19 protein-coding genes are annotated in these 20,128 nt (G+C 46.1%); 13 read left to right on the forward strand and 6 right to left on the reverse strand.

The window, feature by feature from the left end:
- Window positions 1–5 precede the first annotated feature (5 nt).
- The 6 genes from LU196_RS09705 to LU196_RS09730 all read left to right on the forward strand — a co-directional run bounded on the left by LU196_RS09705 (window position 6) and on the right by LU196_RS09730 (window position 5,221).
- A complete protein-coding gene (locus LU196_RS09705; protein WP_232759091.1) occupies window positions 6–410 on the forward strand; it encodes a hypothetical protein in 405 nt (134 codons plus the stop codon).
- A gap of 217 nt (window positions 411–627) precedes the next feature.
- Window positions 628–1,020, forward strand: coding sequence for a TIGR03757 family integrating conjugative element protein (locus tag LU196_RS09710; RefSeq protein WP_232759092.1), 393 nt, complete (start codon window positions 628–630; stop codon window positions 1,018–1,020).
- Window positions 1,017–1,979, forward strand: coding sequence for a TIGR03756 family integrating conjugative element protein (locus LU196_RS09715; RefSeq protein ID WP_232759093.1), 963 nt, complete (start codon window positions 1,017–1,019; stop codon window positions 1,977–1,979). Before LU196_RS09710 ends, LU196_RS09715 begins: the two co-directional genes overlap by 4 nt.
- A complete protein-coding gene (locus tag LU196_RS09720) occupies window positions 1,976–3,391 on the forward strand; it encodes an integrating conjugative element protein (protein WP_232759094.1) in 1,416 nt (471 codons plus the stop codon). Before LU196_RS09715 ends, LU196_RS09720 begins: the two co-directional genes overlap by 4 nt.
- 1 nt (window position 3,392) lies before the next feature.
- Window positions 3,393–3,713 carry a hypothetical protein gene (locus tag LU196_RS09725; protein WP_232759095.1) on the forward strand — a complete coding sequence of 107 codons (321 nt, stop codon included), beginning with the start codon at window positions 3,393–3,395 and terminating at the stop codon, window positions 3,711–3,713.
- A complete protein-coding gene (locus LU196_RS09730; RefSeq protein WP_232759096.1) occupies window positions 3,713–5,221 on the forward strand; it encodes a conjugal transfer protein TraG N-terminal domain-containing protein in 1,509 nt (502 codons plus the stop codon). The genes LU196_RS09725 and LU196_RS09730 overlap by 1 nt, the downstream gene beginning before the upstream one ends.
- A 94-nt stretch (window positions 5,222–5,315) precedes the next feature.
- Here LU196_RS09730 and LU196_RS09735 read toward each other — a convergent pair whose 3' ends face one another.
- A complete protein-coding gene (locus tag LU196_RS09735) occupies window positions 5,316–5,633 on the reverse strand; it encodes a DUF3742 family protein (RefSeq protein ID WP_232759097.1) in 318 nt (105 codons plus the stop codon).
- Window positions 5,634–6,447: 814 nt separating this feature from the next.
- On the opposite strand from LU196_RS09735, the gene LU196_RS09740 reads away from it, so the two are divergent.
- Complete coding sequence (locus tag LU196_RS09740; RefSeq protein ID WP_232759098.1) at window positions 6,448–7,335, forward strand: integrase domain-containing protein; 888 nt, start codon at window positions 6,448–6,450, stop codon at window positions 7,333–7,335.
- On the opposite strand, the gene LU196_RS09745 is transcribed toward LU196_RS09740, so the two are convergent.
- The 3 genes from LU196_RS09745 to LU196_RS09755 are packed head-to-tail and all read right to left on the reverse strand — an operon-like array spanning window position 7,332 to window position 9,601.
- Entirely contained in the window at window positions 7,332–7,781 is a 450-nt protein-coding gene (locus LU196_RS09745) for a DUF6527 family protein (RefSeq protein ID WP_232759099.1), read from the reverse strand. The two genes, LU196_RS09740 and LU196_RS09745, sit on opposite strands and share 4 nt — an antisense overlap.
- Window positions 7,771–8,964: a ThiF family adenylyltransferase gene (locus tag LU196_RS09750; protein ID WP_232759100.1), complete on the reverse strand. Its 1,194-nt coding sequence runs from the start codon at window positions 8,962–8,964 to the stop codon at window positions 7,771–7,773. Before LU196_RS09750 ends, LU196_RS09745 begins: the two co-directional genes overlap by 11 nt.
- Window positions 8,939–9,601 carry a multiubiquitin domain-containing protein gene (locus LU196_RS09755; RefSeq protein ID WP_232759101.1) on the reverse strand — a complete coding sequence of 221 codons (663 nt, stop codon included), beginning with the start codon at window positions 9,599–9,601 and terminating at the stop codon, window positions 8,939–8,941. Before LU196_RS09755 ends, LU196_RS09750 begins: the two co-directional genes overlap by 26 nt.
- Window positions 9,602–9,865: 264 nt before the next feature.
- Between LU196_RS09755 and LU196_RS09760 the strand changes: the two genes are divergently transcribed.
- From LU196_RS09760 to LU196_RS09785, 6 genes are all read left to right on the forward strand, one after another.
- Window positions 9,866–10,189 carry a helix-turn-helix domain-containing protein gene (locus tag LU196_RS09760; RefSeq protein WP_232759102.1) on the forward strand — a complete coding sequence of 108 codons (324 nt, stop codon included), beginning with the start codon at window positions 9,866–9,868 and terminating at the stop codon, window positions 10,187–10,189.
- Window position 10,190: 1 nt separating this feature from the next.
- Window positions 10,191–11,084, forward strand: a complete 894-nt coding sequence (locus tag LU196_RS09765) for an ImmA/IrrE family metallo-endopeptidase (RefSeq protein ID WP_232759103.1) — start codon at window positions 10,191–10,193, stop codon at window positions 11,082–11,084.
- Window positions 11,085–11,296: 212 nt separating this feature from the next.
- Complete coding sequence (locus tag LU196_RS09770) at window positions 11,297–11,800, forward strand: hypothetical protein (protein WP_232759104.1); 504 nt, start codon at window positions 11,297–11,299, stop codon at window positions 11,798–11,800.
- 78 nt (window positions 11,801–11,878) lie between these two features.
- Window positions 11,879–12,865, forward strand: a complete 987-nt coding sequence (locus LU196_RS09775; RefSeq protein WP_232759105.1) for an ArdC family protein — start codon at window positions 11,879–11,881, stop codon at window positions 12,863–12,865.
- 128 nt (window positions 12,866–12,993) lie between these two features.
- Window positions 12,994–14,478: a TraI domain-containing protein gene (locus LU196_RS09780; RefSeq protein WP_232759106.1), complete on the forward strand. Its 1,485-nt coding sequence runs from the start codon at window positions 12,994–12,996 to the stop codon at window positions 14,476–14,478.
- A gap of 76 nt (window positions 14,479–14,554) precedes the next feature.
- Window positions 14,555–15,550, forward strand: a complete 996-nt coding sequence (locus LU196_RS09785; protein ID WP_232759107.1) for a site-specific integrase — start codon at window positions 14,555–14,557, stop codon at window positions 15,548–15,550.
- A 537-nt stretch (window positions 15,551–16,087) separates the two neighbouring features.
- On the opposite strand, the gene LU196_RS09790 is transcribed toward LU196_RS09785, so the two are convergent.
- Both LU196_RS09790 and LU196_RS09795 read right to left on the reverse strand, forming a co-directional pair.
- Window positions 16,088–17,206, reverse strand: a complete 1,119-nt coding sequence (locus LU196_RS09790) for a DNA cytosine methyltransferase (RefSeq protein ID WP_232759108.1) — start codon at window positions 17,204–17,206, stop codon at window positions 16,088–16,090.
- A complete protein-coding gene (locus LU196_RS09795; protein WP_232759109.1) occupies window positions 17,203–20,124 on the reverse strand; it encodes a BpuSI family type II restriction endonuclease in 2,922 nt (973 codons plus the stop codon). Before LU196_RS09795 ends, LU196_RS09790 begins: the two co-directional genes overlap by 4 nt.
- Window positions 20,125–20,128 lie beyond the last annotated feature (4 nt).

Consider the following 20,128-nt stretch of genomic DNA (forward strand, 5'->3'; position numbering starts at 1 on the left):
GCCGTATGTTAAAACTAAAATATCCCGTACCCCGCATCACCACGACGATTTCCCGCCAGGCTGCGCGCACGCTTTTTACTTTAATGCCGCAGGGTGAACCTGAAATCCTGAGCAGCGATCTGGGTTTACTTGACAGGCTTTGCGATGAAATCCGTACGCGCGTGAATCCTCCCGTGCAGATCACCAGCCATCCGCAACGTGTTGGCAGTCATTCATGCCTCGCGCTTAACTTCAAAGGCAAGCTCTGCAGCTCGATTGATTTACTGATTACAGTGAATAGTCACCTGAGTTGGCCAACTGAAGATGACTACCATCACCCGCGCTGGTACATGACCGTAGTGGATGCAGCTGACCTGCTTTATCTTCAGCTTTACCTGGCGCATAAACTTTCAGCAAAGCACACGAAATGACGCCTGATTCAGAGATCTCTCGCTTGTGAAGCTGTACCAAAATTTGCATAGTCTGCACCGTCCCCGACCCAAAGGTTACACCTACCTGGCGTAGTTGTTCTGCACCCCTTCGGGTCGGGGATATTTAATTCCCGCAAACCGACACAGAGTTGTTTGCTGTACTCGACTCGCATCCAGCGCACCGTTAGGGCTTCTCTCATTTTGTGGAGTAAGTCTGATGAAGTCGCTGATCCCACTCTTTTTCCTTTGCTCAATATCTCCCGGTTTTGCCGCCGTTACCGTTTTCACTACGGTTGGCCATCCGGCCATTAATGCTGACGCCGATACGCGCATGGTGTTTCTCGATGCACCTGACCAGCAGCAAAATGCGATGTTTGGCCAGCTCAGCAATAATCCTGAAGCCGCTGCGCAGGCTGCCAAAAGTGGCCTGCAGCAAATAAGCGCTGAACAGCAACAGCAGCTGGTTGAAGCATGGCGTGGCGTCATCGCAGCCTGGAAGCTGGGAATTGAAAAATATCCTGCAGTAGTCTTCGACGACGTGGATGTGGTGTACGGCACGACCGATGTGGTTCTGGCAAAAAACATCCGGGCGCAAGGTGGTCATCAATGACGCGCGCGAAGCTGGCGACGACCGCGCTGTTGTTTGCCTCGATGCAACCGGCAGCTGAATCGGCGATCACCAGCGCGCAGATCATAGCGAGCGCGGTGTCGCCTTCCTGCATAAGCTGGCGTGTCAGCGGCATCTGTTACTGGTTGTTCTGCACGCCATGGGGCTGCAAGGTTCGTACATCGGTCAAGGTGACGCATTTCATACCGGAAGCCGTGGTATCGGCTTATGCCCAACCCGGCGCGAATCCCTGGAAGGAGATGGCATTCGTCAGCCAGACGGCTGGCGGGCTCGAAAATGGCATGTACGGCGTGCCAGCCGGTGGCGGTAACGAGGAGCTTAAAGCACCGGGTAAGCGTAAAACCAATCTGCATTTCAAATATGCCGATGCGATTGGCCATCCGGCCACATCGCTGATCGGCGGCAGCATCTCTGGCTATTCCTGCGAGAGCGCGGCAACGCCGCTGAATCCTTACTTCCTCAGCACGCTGGATACGCTGGCATGGCGCAGCGGCATACCGGAATCGCTTTACCCGGAAGCACTGGTGCTAGGCATGCGAGAGATTGGCAGTCAGGCAACTGCCAATATGTGGAGTAACGTCTATCCGCGATCGGGCTTCGTCACGCAGACCGATGACGACAAAGCCGCCGCCGTGGTGGCGCAGCGCGTCGCCGATATCATCACCCGCACCGACCAGCCGCACGTCTATCAAACACTCAAAGGCAATCCTTCTCCTGGCTACTGGCCGCCCGGTCCGGTCGAGGAAAACACAGGATTCAAAAACCACAAATGGCAGCGGCTGTCTCCGCAGCTCAGCGAAACCTGCGCCGTGTTCCCGGATGGCAACTTCACTGCAGCCGTTGATGGCAATGAAGCCTTCGCGCTCTGGCAACCTTACAGCTGCTGCAAGCGTCGCGGCCAGACCTTCCTTTACAGCACCGATTTTGGAGGTGAATCATGATCCCGCGCATCTGGTTTACAGCGTCAGTGTTGCTACTGGCAACCAGCGCCGAGGCGTTTGACGTTTCACTGCCGCAGGTTCAGGACAGCAGTATGGGCTACGGCAAAAGCGCCAACGGCGCGGTGTCCGACAAGCTGTTTTATACCCTTGGTGGCGGCTCGGTAATTTCGCAGCCCGCCACGCGCAGCAACATGCAGAAGCTTGGGCTGGACGTTGGCTGGAGCTCGGATCTGCAATGCGGCAACTTCGACCTGAAAACCACCGTCGGCAATCAGCTCAACGGCATGACCAACGGTTTCAAAAACCTGATGGGCGATGTGGTTCAGGGCGCAACCGGCGCGGTGGCAAGTTTGCCCGCGATGGTGATCCAGCGCGCTAATCCCGGCCTGTATGAAATGCTCACCAACGGCGTGCTGCAGGCCAATGTGGCGTTCGACAAGGCTCAGCTCAACTGCCAGAACATGGCCAAACGCATGGTGGATTTCTCGGACTCCAGCAAATGGACGCAGCAGGCGGCGATGGACGAGTACAAAAAGCTGGTCAACAGCGGCGACGCGGATGCGGTACGCGTGAACGATGCCGGGGAAAAAGTGACGGGCGAATCCGGCAGCAACTGGGTTGGCGGTGAAAAGCGCGGTGGTCGCGGCCAGCGCGCGATTCGCCCGACTCATGACCTGTCTGCCGCTGGCTATAACATGATGAATAATCTGCCGGTAAACAGTACCGGCAGCGTCAGCGGCGACAGCTGTACGGGCGGCAGCTGCGGGAAGTTTTCCAGCTCCGAAGAAGCGGCAGCTGCGGTGGTTAAAGTGCTTGGCGATCGCTCAATTCGCACCTGCAAAGATGCCGCGCAATGCACCGATGGCGATATCGATCAGCAACCTGGCGCCAGTGTCGCCGGAACCGGCTTTTCACCGATGCTGGAAGAAGCCACGCGCATCAACGGCGAGCAACTGGTGAAGCTGGTTAATGGCGCGGAGAAACCCAACGCCGAGAACCTGGCAAAACTGCGTACCGGCAGCCTGGCGATCACCAGTGGCGTGATCAAAGCGCTGCAACGTGACCCGGACAACGCGGCGCTGGTTGGCCGTCTGGCGGGTGAACTGGCGATGGCCGATACGGTTGAAACCGCGCTGCTGATGCGTCGCATGATTGTGACCGGCCAATCGGAACCGAATGCAGCGGCAATGCCTGAAGCGCTGCAGGAAGGCGATCGCCGCGTTGAATCGCTCGATCGGGAAATCAATGCTCTCAAGAATGAAATGGAACTGAAGCGCGAACTGGCGCGTAACTCCGTGCTGACCATCATTGACCGTGAGAACAATCGCGCTACAACGAACCCGCAGCGCCAGCCGCATGAAAACACCGATTCGCGCTTCAACCAGCTTTCCGCACCATCCGGGGAGGAGTGAGATGCGTAAATTCCTCAAGGTACTCGCCTGTATGGTGTCGTTCACTGCCATTTTCTGCGTGGTGATCGCGACGTTACTGTCTGTCAGCCAGTCACCAGATGCACCGGCACTGCTGATGCGTTGGTTTGAGAAAACATGGGTGCTCTGGCTGGCATGGCGACTGATTATTTATGCGGTGACGGCTTACTTCACCTTCCAGTGCTGGCAGCGTAAGAAATCAGATCCTGTGTGGCGACGTGCCATTCTGCGCATTGGCGGTATTGGTGCGCTCTATATCGCCATTATGGAGTGGGTGCTTTATGCCTCAACGGGAGGTCACTAATGACAACGAACAGCTATCTGGAATTTTTCCTCACGTTGCTGGGCTGGATCATCAATAACGGCATCTGGAATCTGCTGATCGCCACCGGCCTGTTCGCGCTACCGCTAGTATTCAAAGTCGTGGGGATCTGGCTCAAGGTGCGCGAAGAAGGCGATGACGAGGGCAACAAAGGCAAGCTGTCACTGCCGCGTATCGAGAACGCGCTCTATAGCGCGTTTTTTGTGATGCTGGTTTGTTGCCTGCCGATCATCAATGTCAGCCTCGACAGCATTCAATACGATGAATCTCGTTCCAAGAGCTGCGGCACCTGGACAGCAAAAGCGCCAGATGAAAGCGGCTATTCAACGATCATTAGCAGCATGGACGGGCAAACAGCAGCTGCGCCAATTTGGTGGGTGCTGATGCATAAACTATCTAAAGGCATCACTCAGGCAGCTGTGGCCACAATTCCCTGCCGCCCGGATTTACGTCAGCTGCGCTTTGAAGTACAGCACACTCGCATCAGTAATCCGGCGCTCGCCGCCGAGTTGCAGGACTTCACCAACGATTGTTATGCGCTGGCGCTATACCTGTGGAAGCAGCAGGATCAGGGGCAAACGAAAGAGGAAGACGCGCTGCGCGATGTTGAATGGCTGGGTAGCAGCACCTTTTTGAACGGCAGCGGTTATTACGATCAACTGCAATCCAAGACGCCACGCGCCTCATTCCCGTGGAACGAGGGCCGCGACAGCGGTAGACCAGATACCGGGCGCGGTGGCTATCCAACCTGCCGCGAATGGTGGTCCAGTGCCGATACCGGTCTTGAGGCGCGTGTAGTCGATCAGGCATCACCCGGCATGTGGCTGCGGATGTCTGCCGCACTAAAAATGATGGGCAAGGACAACGCTGAATATAAAGAGAGCATTGTTCGCCGCCTGGTGAGCCCGGAAAGTTTGACCGTCTCGCAGAATGGACGGACCTATGCCGGTTATGGTGGTAATGCCGACTTCACACTGGATAACTCCGCCACCCGCATTGGCGGTATTGCGGGAATGTCATTAGGTAGTCTGGCAGCGTTCCCGGCATTTGATGCGATGCGCCAGGCATTACCGATGGTGCAGGCATTATTGCTGATGGCGATATACGTGATGCTGCCACTGATATTGGCGTTTGGGAGTTATGAGTTCAAAACCGTTATTACCGTCAGCTTTGTGGTGTTTGCGCTTAATTTCCTGACGTTCTGGTGGGAATTGGCGCGTTGGCTGGACAGCTGGCTAATGGAAGCACTTTATAGTTCTGATACGCATAGCCGCTGGAATGCAGCGGGTTTCCAGAATAGCTCTGATGATTTGATTATGAACTTTGTTATGGGGGCGATGTTTATTTTCTTACCCATGCTGTGGGTGACTGCATTCTCTTGGGCAGGAATTAGAGTTGGCGGTTTGGCCGATGCAATGAGTTCAGGTGTGAAATCAACTCAGTCTGCTGCTGGTAAAGTCGGAGAAAAAATAGGTGGTAGAATAGGATGAAAATGAAAGGCGCAACGGATGCGCCGAATTAACCTTGGGCTAATCAAAACGATAAATGCAACGCGATAATTTACGCTGCATTAATAAGTTAATCTCAATCATCATCTCTCACGCCACCAGAATAATATCCATATCCTTCTGGCCCATCACGATATCCATCCCCTCGCGGCTCATCGTCATCGTCAAAAACGGTACTATTGTGATCCGTAACGTGGTTTTCAGTATTACCGTAAATTAAAGCGCCGAGAACAATAGCTGCGACAATTAATATAATTCCTGAAAGATAGTAGAAAAGAAAAAGAGCAAAAGCCAAAATAAGACAGGCGAGGAGAACTTTACTGCTAGTCGAAGCAGGAAGTTTACTCTTAATCGTTTTAAGTTTACCTCTGAAATGCCAATTTTGAATGCGCACGATTGCCTCAATTCCAGAATGTATATCTCAAAGTTTAATCCCAATACTTGATGATGCAACCTATATCGCCTGTTGACCGTCAAATCCAATGTTGATAGTTTGGGCTTGTTGCCTTAGTTGTTTACGCAACCAACAAAGCCCTCATGACCTGAAAGGGGCCCCCCAGCGGCGGTCATCAGCGAAAGTTTCAGCGGCCTGTGAGAAACGCCATATGGCGGCTGCATCCGAGATAACCGGCAAAGCTACTCAACCTTTGCAAGTAGCGGGCAAAAGCAACGCCCAAGGTTTCCACTACATCACTACGGTTCAATCAACTTCATCTCATCGATACAAGCTACTGCGCACGGCCAGTTCGCGTGATCGTTTCCGCCATTTGGAACATTTGGCGACGAACGGACCTCGCAAATACAGGCAGAAGCAGCGCGGCGTCACTTGCGTTGGCGCGTAGCAACAACCAAGTGACGCGCGCAGCGCGTATACGTCAACACCACGTAATACGGCCTTCTGCGACGACGCTTACCGTCTGACCAACACGTAGTCCGTTATTACAACCATCAACCGCCCCAACATTCAGTGAACGTTGGCAACTTATCTGAGGAGGAAATCGACGCGATATCAAGGCGACGTCAGCGAACCTGACGGACGGAGGCGTCCTGAGAAATCAGGAACCGGCATTAGCCGCGATCAGCTCTGAGAGCTGTGGGGACCTCGCAACAACTCAACATTTCGCCGCCCCGATGCACAGATATCCGCTGAGACGCAGGAAGCGCAACCTGAAACCGTGCCGTCGGGGTAGAGATGTTTTGGAGGATGTATGTCACGCGGAAACAAGCAATTCAGCAAGCAGTTGGTGACGTTGGCCAGACAATCTGGCGGCAGTTTTAAAACCGTAGCTGATCGCTCGCGAATAGCAGCACGGCTGGCTGAGCAGATGCTGAAACTCAACATCCAGATCAGGGATGTGAACCATATTAAGACTCAACACATCGAGCATTACGTGCGTAGCCGCCTGGCGGAGGAAATTTCAAAACGCACGCTACAGAACGAAATGGCGGCGCTGCGCGCGATTCTGGCCACTGCAGGCAGAACAAAACTGGCCGACCCGAAGCATGAGAAGTTGAGTAACGATGCTCTCAACCTGTCTGGTGCCAGTCGAGCTGGATCAAAGACGGCAATTACGGACGAGCGCTTTCACGAGGCGCTCGCCCTCGTACGCAGTAAAGACGAAGGCGTTGCGTTGGCGATGGAGATTGCGCGTTATCTTGGATTGCGAACGGAAGAAGCGGTGCAGTCGGCGAAATCACTTAAGACGTGGCAGCAGGCGCTGGCGCGCGGGGATGAACGGTTGCGCGTGGTGTTTGGTACAAAAGGCGGCAGACCGAGAGACACAACAGTCGTCAGACGCGATGAGCTGGTGTGCAGTTTGAATGCAGCAGTGGCGTATACGGCGCAACATGGCGGCAAGTTGATTGATAAAGCTGGCCTCAGGAGCGCGATCGATCGCTACCGAAATGTGGCTAAGGATGCAGGATTTTCAGGAAAAGAAGCACCACACAGTTTGAGATATGCATATTCGCGCGAGGCTACTGAGTGGCATATTAAAAATGGCCTCAGCAAAAATGAAGCTGAGGCGATGGTTTCGATGGATTTGGGGCACGGTGACGGAAGAGGTAGTTATGTTTTTAAAGTTTACAACAATTAGCCTTTGAACCATTTTTTTAAACCATTAAATAATATACCGATAAAACTTATCTTAACATTTTCCTTTTTTGATAATGTAGGCGCAACATTGACCTCACATTGATCATCTTTATAAGTTGATAATTTGAGTGATAGATTTCTTTCCCTATTGATTTTTATGACATCGTCATTCATATCACCCGCCCACGATATTTTATTTTTCCTTATCCAATAATGCGAGCGACAAGGAAAACCCCAGTTTCCTATTGATGGGTGAAGAGATATGTCTTTTCCATTATATGTCATACTCCAATCCAAAGGTGACAGTGGGGTTATCACTTCATTTTCGCACCCACAGGCACATAAATGCGCAAGAGTAGAGTATTTCATAGATACATATAACTTACCCATTTCCATTCTCTCTGGAATGAGATCGGAAATTACCAAATCAAAAAATTCAACCCTCATTCCCTGTCCTTTTATTGGCTATTTTATTAATCCCCAAGCTATATGTCATTTCAAATGACCCCATATCATCACAATAGAATCCAAATTCCTTTTTCCACTGAATAACAGCAAAGGCAGCATTTAAGCAATTAAGTTCAACTAGCTGAATGTTTGATTTATAAATATCTTCAACATGAGACTCTGTAGGTAGTGTCTTTAGTGGGGCAACACCTGTTCGCTCAGTGAATAATGTTGTTCTGCATGTTCCAAATATGCTCCCTTTATCATCTGTGAAACTTAACCCCATGCCAACATCGATGAACGGTACATTCTTAGTCATGAGAGAGGTAGAAATGAATTTCCTTGATTGAGAACTGTCCACGCAAATGAAAACAAAATCAAATTCTAATATTTCATCGACATTTTGTTCCGATATCATCTCATTGTGAGGAAATACACCTCCCCTTAACTTTTTATATATACCATGATAATAATCACATTTTGAAATGGAATTATTTAGGTCATCTATCGATGCTGCGCCAGGTGCACGGAAAGCATTGTGTTGTTGAAAATGATCCTTATCGTACAGATGAATTTCTTTAACTTTAGTTTTAGAAATCATATCTAAAATATATGAACCAGTCCCCCCCATACCGATAATAGCAACCTTTTGAGTCGAAAATACATCATTAAGTTGAACTGTACCGATTCTAGCTGAAGCAGTGTCTTGGTAAAGAAAAATATCATCATTACTGGATGTATAGTGCCTCAAAAAGGTTCGAGCACTTATAGTTTCATCAATAAACTTTGCTTGGTTCTCAATTACTCGCACATAGCTTGTAACCTGATGATAATAGTTTTCATAGCTGCCAGATGGCGGCTTATTTGAGAAGTGATGATCACCAGTAACACCATTTGCAAGAGCTTTGTTTGGTGAACTGTGCTGAATTGCAGACAAGATACTGCCATCAGGGCGACAGGGATGTTCACCACTAAAATACATTTGATGTGTGTTAGGAATGCCTACAACATCTGGCGAATTTAAAACTAAATTGGTAATCAAGGTCCCTCTCAGGACCTCTTTTTTCGAATTAACGTAAGGTACAGAATGAATCAAAAGTAAACCGTCACGAACTTCAATCTCGAAGCCTTCATCATGCAGTTTCTTTAAGCATGGATTAAGACTTATCAGTTTGAGTGACATAAAACACCATCCCGTTAGTTAATTGTACATGTTGACCATCAACCATGGCCCCCTCAGGGTTCACAATTGGGCCATTAGCATAATCGATCGAGTAAATCGAACTTTCAGTATTCTCAGCATGTTCGAAGGCGAGTTTTACTACCTGCCAGTAACTCAAGATTCGATGGTTTACATTCTTTGCTCTGGCATTGACTATAATTTCAATACATGTCTCTTGTGTGTAAAGACGTTCAACACCTTGTGATGTGAGGTCTACATATTCATGATCAGAAATTAGTCTATCTTTTTCATTTTGTAGCTCAAGCCAAACATCATTACTAGATAGTTCAATATTAGCTAAAGATTTAATTGTGGCTCCAGTGATGTTCGGGGCTCCCCAATCAAATGTTTTTCCATCAAGAGTGAACCGATAAGTCCGGTCGGACTTGAACAACAGGAATGTCTCAATGCTGTCTTTGTCTAACTGGGTTGATTCTTCAGGGCGAATCTCTTCGAGTAAGCCATTCTTCAGTTTTTGAAACAGAACATACTCGACGATATCTCTAACGCCCGAGGCGAGCAAAATCTGAGCCCCAGTTGGAGTGGTATCATCAATTTCAACAAGTTTATCGTTGATTTTTATCATTTTACTTTTCATTTAGACTCCCTGGCCTTTGGCTCAGACTCTATGGATGTAACGTACTATTTCGTTCGACCTACCGAACTTGAGGTCAACTATTGATCAATGCCACCCGTTCGGTCAAGCGAATTTTTAAGTTCTATGTATCGATCATTTGTTGATTTTTAGCACAGGATTTACTATGTAAAAGTACAAAATTGTTCGATATACTGTTCATAGAATTCCTGGATGAAGCGGGAAAAATCAAACTTATTGAAACAAGAGGGCTTTGAGGAGGAAAATATGACTTCAATACTTGGGAATAAAATAAATGCAAGGCGCAGGGACTTAAAACTTAGTATAGATAAGCTTGCTGAGTTATCAGGTACAAGTAAAAGTTATATTTGGGAATTAGAAAATAGAGAGAATCCAAATCCGTCTGCTGAAAAGATTGAAAGTATTGCAAAAGCCTTAAGCGTTACATCCCAATTCCTATTAGAAAGTAAAGTCGAAAATCCAGATGAAGAAGTTATAGATGAGGCTTTTTTCAGGAAATATAAAGGGCTATCTGATAACGATAAGAAGAAGATGCGAAAACTGATAGATGTATGGGATGACGAGGATTAGAATGGATTTGAAACCTAAGGCTGAAGCTAATAAAATATCAAAAATGCTGAATCTTGTTTTGGGTAATGATCGATTTCCTGTTGATATTGAGAAATTAGCTTTGGAGTATTCACAGCAAACCTCACCTAATGACAGAATATCAAAAGTTAAATCTGAAGTCTTTGAGGGTATTGAGGGGGCATTGGTTCGGCATCCAAGTGGAACGAAATGGAAAATACTTTATAATGAAAATATAAAATCTGACGGTAGGCGTAGATTTACTATCGCTCATGAGTTTGGACACTACATACTTCATCGCGCTGAAATGAATGAGTTTTTATGTTCATCAATAGCTGGTGAAAAGAGTTCAGCACCAAAGGATGTTGAAAATGAAGCTGACACCTTTGCTTCATATCTATTAATGCCACTTGACGATTTTAGGAAGCAATTAACTGACCAGAAATTCAGTATTGAATTATTAATTCATTGTGCTAGCAGGTATGGGGTTTCTTTAATGGCGGCAGCTCTAAAATTAAAGGAAATAATCCCTAAAAGAATTGTAGTTGTTGCAGCCAGAGATGGAATGTTGCTCTGGGCAGCACCAAATGAAAAAGCATATAAAAGCGGCGCATATATAAAGACTAAAGGGGTTCCTCCTGTATCTTTGCCAGAAAACTCTCTAATGTCCTCTCTTTCACCTAACACTTTAAGTGACATTAAAACTCAACCAGCAAGAATTTGGTTCCCTAATGAACCTGAAGGATTGACTTTAATTGAGCATGTTTTCATTGCCACTGAAGGCTATGACTATACATTAGGCGTTTTAGAGCTTGAGAATTTTGATGGCTATTCTAATTCTGATAAGGAAGATAGCTTATTAAACCCATTAAATGGACGTTTGCAATTATCTCGCTAACCATCCATAGTGAAAACAGCAATAAAACTTCACGGACCTGAAAGAAGCGCCATCTGGCGGTCCCCATACCCGAACACCTTTAGAGCGGGTGCCATCTACGATGGTTAAGGTTCTCTCATCACCTCGCCTTACGGCACGCATTACCCACCCTGACGGGGATTTACTCCCGTTAGCGGATAAATCCCCTTTTTTCACATCTGGAGGATTTACCTATGGGCTATTGCCATTGCTACACCCAACTGAAATCTGTTCCTAACGATCAGTGGTTACTCTTAACCGTACAGCTATCAAACGTGTTTTTGATAATACAAAACCGGCATGTTCCAGGCTATAAGCAACCATTGGTGCTTTGCACCAGCGATGGCCGCTATCCACTGCTGCAGCCCGCAGATCTGATCGTACAAAGCGGTATTCGACAACCCGCTATCTCTTTTAACGGCGAAGAGAAGGAAAATCTTGAGTATGAAAGTTTTTTCCTTGGCCAACATTCGTCTGGCAGTGAATTCTGCAAGACATCGTTTAACTGGTCACCAGACCGGCCTTATGACTTCATGGTGAAAGCCACGCTACTACTGGCACATCGATTTTGCATCGGCTGCTATGACATCTCATCGGATGGCACTCTTGCAGAATGGCTTGATGTTCAGGAGTGGCTAACGAAGCACTTAGGTGGCCAATGGCCAATACCCGAAGCAATCCTCAATAACCCCGAGTAATCACCCTCAATTTCAACCTGCCCAGTGGCGTATCACTTCGCCATTACGGGGAGGGATACGCCACGTAAGGAGTATCCCATGCCTACCAAACGCAAATCCCGTAAATCTCAAACCAACCAAGTTGATCTCTACCAGCAAGTCACCGACAAAATCGTCGCGTCGATCGAGCGCGGTGTTTTACCCTGGCGTAAACCGTGGCGAGACAGCAAGCGTTTCGCTGAATCACCAATACCATCCAATGCATCGACCGGTCGGCACTACAACGGCGTCAACATCATGCTGCTGTGGCTGTCAGCAGAGGATCAAGGGTTCAATTCCAATCGCTGGCTAACGTGGAAGCAGGCACAAGCAGCCGGTGGCAACGTTCGCAAAGGCGAGAAAGCAACTGTCGCGGTGTTCTTCAAGCCGTTTGAGGTTGAATCCACCGACAAGGCTGGCCAACCACGCATCAACGCACAAGGTGAAACGGTTATGGAGCAACGCATCATGTTGCGCAGCATAATGCTGTTCAATATCGAGCAATGCGAAGGACTACCGGAAAAAAACATCGGTTCTGTGCCTAAGATTCTGGATGATGAATCCGTTGATACGTTGAGCGCGCCAGTCTTCAATGACATTGTGACCATTGCAGGTGAATCTGGCGTTCGCGTCAGTTACTCCGAGCAAAACCGGGCTTACTACGACTCTATGAAGGATCAAATCGTCTTGCCGCTGCGTAAGCAGTTTTTTACCGAAGCAGACTTTTGTTCGACCTTGTTGCATGAGCTTGTGCATGCAACCGGCCATCACAGCCGACTGGATCGGGAAGGCATCACATCGACATCGCGTAAGTTTGGCGATCCGGTTTATGCCTTTGAAGAGTTGGTTGCTGAGCTGGGCAATGCCTTCCTTTGCGCGCATTTAGGTGTATATGGCGAGGTGCAGCACGATAGCTATATCGATCACTGGCTGAAGATACTGAAGTCCGATAAGAAAGCGTTGTTCCGCGCCTGCCGTATGGCGCGTGAAGCTTCAGAACACTTGCTTAAACCGCTTCATGAAGCAGCTGAAGAAGACGCAGCCTGAAACCAAACCATCTCCTTCCGGGGATGGTTTCTTTTTGCTGGGCAATTTAATCGCATTTTTCAAAAATGATTTTACGCTGTGATTACTTGCAGCCTGGAACGATAGTGCCTCCGATCTGGAGGTGAATCATGTTCCCAAAATTACAAAACAAGTTCAGACGCAGCAATTTTCAGCCTTCATTACCGGCTAAACGAGAAGGCTACTTCACACCGCAAAATCATCAGGGTTTTCTCGGCACGTCAACACGCCAGGCACTGCTCAAGAAGATCTGGCAGAGCTCGTTGCTGTCGAAATCTGCATACGTAGAATTCTGCCTGGAACCACTGCAAAACCTTGCGGAGCGTTTCCAAAACTTACCTGCCGCGCGGATCACCGGCTGGAACAACGTCGGCGGATTGCTGGATCTCACTCTGCATCACACCGTTACTATGCTGCAGTTATCTAAAGGGATGGTGCTTCCAGCCAATGCTGCACCTGAAGATCAGGCTACGCAGTCCAGTCATTGGAACTGTGTGGTGTTCTGGCTTGCGCTTTACTGGCACGTTCCCGAGTTGCTCTACATCGAAGCGGAACTGGAAGATGGGCATATCTGGCAGCCAATTTCGAACGCGCCGGATCAGCAATATCGATTCAGAGTGACCCGTCATTCCGAAGGAGCAGCTAAAGAAAGTGTTATTAGACTGGCATTCACTGTCTCCATGTTGCCTAAAATCGCGTTGAATTGGTTGGAAAAACAGCCCAACGCACGAGATTGCCTGTTTCTTGAACTGGCCGGAATCAATTCAACAGAAAAACAGATCCATGCATTACTCAACAAAATGCAGGCGCAATTATTATCAGCCGAATTAAATGACATCCAAAATTTGGAGCAAATGAGTCCAAATTTACATCCGAAAAAGGTGAGTGAGTTTCCCGCCGAAATCCCTACAGAACAGTATGACGATGCCATTTACGAACAATACTTCAGTCAATGTGATGTTATAAAAAATAGCCATTTAGCTAATGGTGAAATCGAAATCAACACTAACGATTTAAAGAAAAGCCATCATGGCACTGATATAAATGAATTTCACATCCAGAATGGTAGTCGAATCACTGCGAATAATTCTGATTGTGTTGAAATACCGACCTACGGATCTTCCGAAAGTGATCAAAAATACGTCAACAATGGTTATCAAATTCAGCGGCTTGATCCAGAATCGATCCCTGTCACACCTGAGACTACCTCACAAATATCTAAGAAACAGATCGGCGAGACATTTTGGTCTTGGCTGGTTGAGGGTCTCGAAAATGGAACGATAGCGTGCAATGAGGCAGATTCACGCGTGCAACTGGTCGCTGGTTTTGTTTTCCTGCTTGTACCGGGCATTTTTTATCAATATCTGAAGCAAACCGGTCAGTCTGCTGATGAACGCGAAAACGTTCAGGCATGGTTTGAAAGACTTAACCGGCATCGGCGTAACAACGGCAAGCGTTTTACATTTGCCACTCTCTACAACAGTGCCGACCGTAACGGCCCTTATAAACGTGTGAAAGGCTATCTGGTCAAATCCACGATGATCATCCGAAGTTCTGATGTGCCGGATGACAGTCAGTTTCTTGTGGTTCCCTGACGCTTTTCTGGAAGGTGTATGGAGGAGAGCTGCTGCCTAAAGGGTGGCATTTTACTTGCTGATTAAAGGAAGGGTTATGAGTCAGGTTGATATCGATACAAGCTGGGATTCGTTGTTGGATGAATATTTTTTCGTAAAATTTCTTCGCCCTCACACGGAATGGAGTTACCGAAAAGTAGTCAATGGTTTCAGAAAATACTTTGGGCTTGATAGGAAGCTCAGTGAGATAACCCGCCGTGATGTCCAGGAATGGCGACGGCATGTTATCAACGTCGAATGCTCGTCTGCGGTCACATGGAATAACAAAGTGGCGCATATGCGCGCCATCGTAAATTATGCCATGAAAGCGAATCTCATCCCTCAGACTGAAAACCCGTTCAATGAAGTTTTAGTCCGAGCTGATAACAAGCGTAAAAAGACATTATCTAAACCTCAATTGACCCAAGTCTATCTGCTGATGCAGCAGCACGTTGATTTGGACACTGATCTCTCCATAGCTGAGATGAAGCGCTGCGCATTGCATCCGGCATGGTTCTGGATCACCGTTTTAGACACTTTGCGTTATACCGGCATGCGCGTGAACCAATTGATGCATGTGAGGTTGATGGATATTAATCTCGATGAGAACTGGATCGAGTTGCGCCTTGACGGCAGTAAAACGCATAGAGAATGGCGCGTTCCCATCGTTGGGCCATTAAAACCTCAGCTTCAACAACTAATTAGCCGTGCAATCGACAATGGTGCCGAATCAGTTAGCGCTGTTTTTGATGTAAATAGGTTTCTTTGGACAGAGAAGGAGAGGGAAAATCTTCCACCAGTTGCCACCTTGCAGCCAGTTAAATCATTTTTTCGAAGGCTATCTAAAGAATGCGGCTTTGCTGTTTCTCCTCATCGTTTCAGACATACATTAGCAACTGAATTAATGAAATCACCTGATCGGAACTTGCAAATGGTTAAAGGCTTGTTGGGACATAGGAGTATTACAACAACGATGGGATATATTGATATTAATTTGGATGTGACATGTAGAACATTAGAGTCTGAGCTGGGTTTGTATTTAGATAAGAATTAAGTTTAATAAAAAATAGCGATGTTACATAGTGAAATTAAGTTTCATCGCTTAATAAACCTTACTAATAAATGCTAAAATTGGATGATATGCACGCCCGCCTTAAGAACATGCGGTATGAAAACCGGCTGAGTTGGATATAAAATTCCGATTAGAAAAGAAGCGAGTAAATTAATATTGAATCTAAGAGCATTACGGAATAAACGCAACTTGCGCGTATACGCACGTTCTACAATTTCTAGCTAGTGTTTTCACACAGCCTAAGCGAGAAGGAAAGTTACTTCGGGCTGAGGACCGGAAAAATCGTTCAGTGCAGTTTTCGCTCTAGAGGTTTTCGATACAACGTAATGCAAACTTTTCTGGCATTATGACAACAAAGACTCATTGAGGCTGCAGAGCTGTTCAGAGCTTCAGTTACGGCCAATATACTCGTAAGGCCTTTTAAAAAAAGGCCTTCGCAGATAGGGTATAAAAATACGATTAAAGAAGTAATCTTAACCTTCTTATACAATATAGAAATAGTTGCTTACATAAAATAATCTAAGATGGCATACGTTCAAGTGTGTTTTTTAGCCCCCACGCAACGGCTTGCGCTAATAATGGGGGAACGGCATTACCAATTAGCGTATTTCGTGCATCTTGCGAACTATATACAGCAACAAAATGATCTGGAATAGACTGAAAGCGCATAGCTTCTCGTGCTGTTATAAGCCGGTTATGCTCATAATGAAAATTCGAGCCTACATTGGGTCTCCGAAAGTAGGTATTAACAGTATAAGAGGGTTTTTCAGGGTGAAGTCGGGAATATGTTGTAGTACGTCCTCCACTCTTCTTAAAATTAAGAATTCTTCCTGTTGCATACTCATCCGGGACGTTTTGGTAATTCCCTCCGGGAGGTATAAAGCTTAATAGCCGCAAATCAGTATCTGACATACGAGGAGATTCATGGAGTGAAACCTGCTGCAACCCTGAGCTTCTCATTATTTTGGCAAATTCCGAAGGAATTCTCTCCAGATAATTAGCAAGCGCTCCCTTAGAAACAGGGGCGCCTAAGTCGCCTATTGCTGCTGCTGCACCATTATCAAAATTGGAAATATCGATTTGATAGCATTTCTGAGCAAACTCGCTGGGATTTGGCATTGAAAATTTTGCATCAATTACCCCGACCAAGAAAATTCTGCGTCGTTTTTGAGGCACAAGATAGTCAGAAGCATCAAGCTTCATCACTGATACGGTGTATCCCTGCGACATAAATTCTTCAACAAGAATGTCAGTGAGCCTTTTGCCATTAATCTTGGATGCTGCCATTCCAGGTACATTTTCCATAACAAATGCACGTGGTTTTTTTGCTCGGATTATTTCTAAAAAACGATAAACAAGTTGTCCACGTTGGTCATCTGGCCTTCGTTGACCAACTAAAGAGAATGATTGGCAAGGTGGCCCCCCGATAATTACATCAGTGTCCGGGATTGCATCAATTGATAATTCATTTATATCGCCTAGAAGGGCAGTTCGATTAAAATTATGCGGGTAAGAATCAATAGCTGCCTTCGCAATATCGTTTGCCCATATTATTTCAAATCCAGCCCACTCAAAGCCCAAATCAAGCCCACCGATTCCACAAAAAAGTGAAGCAACTGTATAACGTTTTTTTTTCAAGGGTTACGTGCCTCTAGCCACTCGGATAATGCTTGCCATGTTTCCTGAAGTAAAGCATTTGTCTGTAATGCCGGATTACGGGCCACTATTTCCTCCGCAAATAAATTATCAAGTGCCTGCAAATCAGGCTGAGAAAATGGAGAACAATCTGTACGCAGTGGATATTGAAGAGAATGTGCTGCTTTTATAATCGCAGCTCGATTTGCCGAACGGACCCATCGTGGATCAAAGATTCTAATATTTCGCACATGAGATTGCTCCAAGGAACGAACCCCTTCTCTATTAACTGATACAATTTCACATTGTAACCAACCAAAACTAGACATCAAAAAAGCAGCAATTAACTCAACAGCAATCTCTCGAGTCAAACCTGTTGTGACATCAGTCGCTTGGCAATCACCATATGACAAAAAATTACTAGAAAGTCTGACCTGACGATCGTGTGGCGTGAAAGGAAATGGGTTAATATGCACACGATGTCCCTTACGCAATTTTCGCGGAACAATTAGCTCCCCAGCAAATGGCTCACGTAATGCGTTCCAAAGCAAGTTTGAAGGTAATACAGTTTCATCCAACCCTACAATCTGTTCAATCTCGTGTATATATTTAGCAACGCTAACATTTGCTTTAAACTCCGCCAACGCAGAATCAAGGTCAGCATCCCATACACGTCGCCCATCGCCCCAATAGCTAGCTTGGATAGCTGTCTCACGCTGAAGAGGCGCTTCTAAAGTCTCATCAAATATTACATCCTTGATAGTTAAGCGATAACCTGACAAATGGTCAGAGTTTTGTAGAGCATATCCACGATATTTCTGGGGTATTTGTGATGCTGAATGTCTTAATTGCACTTGTTCCGCTTTTGTTAGTGGGGCTCCCTTTGTAGTTTCGTACCTTTTGCGATTTGGATTGCTGGAACGGCGAGGTCCATAATTTGTACGATCAAAGGGAAATTCATATATAGCAATACCTCCACCTTCTTTTGCCAAACTACCACGTCTATTACTAGCGAATAATTGCTCAAGATTCGGCCAATCTGAGGATCTATATTCCTGCTGTAAATCAGGAGAAAAATATGCTTTCCAGCTAGTTTTAGCTTCCAATATTTGCTGACTTACATATTGTACACTCCAATCAGATGGGTAAGCACATTGGCCTCGAAGCGCAGCTCCTACAGTCATAAAATCTGCACGCATTGGATCAAAACTACGTAAAAATTGAACATTATGCCCAGTAGGGGCTGTTCCTTTGCTAATAACTAGAATTGAAGTTGCAATGGTCCAAGCAGAAAAATAGTTTTTGTGCGGATATTCGACTAATGCCAAGATAGTACATTCACGTAAAATCAAAGAGCGGAGCGGTATTGAAATACTATTGTGATACCAACGATTGTCTAAAATTATACCAAGAGTAGTGCCTTCATCACACGCTTTAATAACAAACTCTACATATAAATTATATAAATTTGCTTGGCCAGCAGCTGTTTCTGTGATGCCACCCAAACAATCAATACAATTATAGAAATATTCTCTGAGATCTTGAGGAATTGGATTTTGATCTTGTGCCTCATACCTCTTGAATGGGGGGTTCATGAGAACAACATTAATCCCATTAAACGCCTGAGCAGACGAAAACATATCAGCGGCAGAAATATTACATGGGTCTTGACGTGAAAGCACATAAGGTTCTTTCAAAACTAACCTAATCGCTGCAATTTTCGTCGCAAGTGCATCGGCATCAATTCCATGAATCCGAGAAAGAACGTCAGCATGACTTAAACCAAATAATCTCAATAAATCATAAGCAGCAGAGAGAAGGCTGCCATCACCACAACCAGGATCAAATACTGTTTTATTAGCATCACTAATCGCAAGTGCAGCAAGCAGTGCAGATAAATCAGGATCCGTTTGAGCCTTACCTCTTGCATCCTGAACTGTTAAAGAATATGACTCAGATATAAGGATATCTGGAAATTCAAGAACATCAGCACGAGTAGCCGCCAATCTACTAATGTGCGCTTTTCTTATTTCTTTAATAAATAGTTCAATGGTAGACTTATAATCACTTTTCTGCTCTAATTTTCGGTAAAGGGAGGCAGCTTCAGATTCAAATACACCAGAAAAGTCTATACGGCGCAATTCATCAATCGCATTTCCAACTTGGCTTACGCTCCCTTTTAAAGACGGAACCTGATTTGCTAAGGGATGATGAAATTTCTCAAGTACTCCCTTGAAATATTCAACTGATAAACATCTCAACAGAAGCTCTCTACGAGGAGCCTCAGATGGCCCTCCAGAGAAATAATTAGCCACAACTTGAGGAACCTTTCCCCCACTCAGGTTAATTTCCAAATCATAGGGCAAACCTTCAGAATAGCTGATCATTGAACGAACAATTCTTGGCCAAACTAATTCGAACACAGGTACATGTGTATTTATCACATGGTTGATGATCTGACTTAGGTGATGAGCAAACTGTTTTCTGTGTGTAGTAGAGCTTTCAGAAACAAAGTTACCAGAATCAAATGTCATACCAAGGATTCGACAATCTTTTGGTGGATTGCTTTCGTTTAATGCAAACAACAAGGTCACTTCCATATTTGTAACACAGAAGTAACCAGGCTTACCTGGAGAATAAAGTAATCGATTCGCTTCAGCATACCCTTTTGCTTGGACTTGATTTCGCTCCGAAAAAACTGCTGCTTTAGTTCGCTTAATTTCGACTACCAAAACCCATCTGTTTGTAGCACTTTCAACCAAAACAAAGTCTGGGATAACTTGGACTCCATAAGAACTTGGATGATGCTCCCAATGATATCCAGAAGATATCCCCATACTTACGAGCACATTATCAGCAACACTCTTAAATTCAGGGTGAAATTGGCGAACCTCATCATTGTTATAATCAAGCCAAGGCATAAAA

Source organism: Pantoea sp. Mb-10, assembly GCF_021272205.1.
GTDB lineage: Bacteria > Pseudomonadota > Gammaproteobacteria > Enterobacterales > Enterobacteriaceae > Pantoea.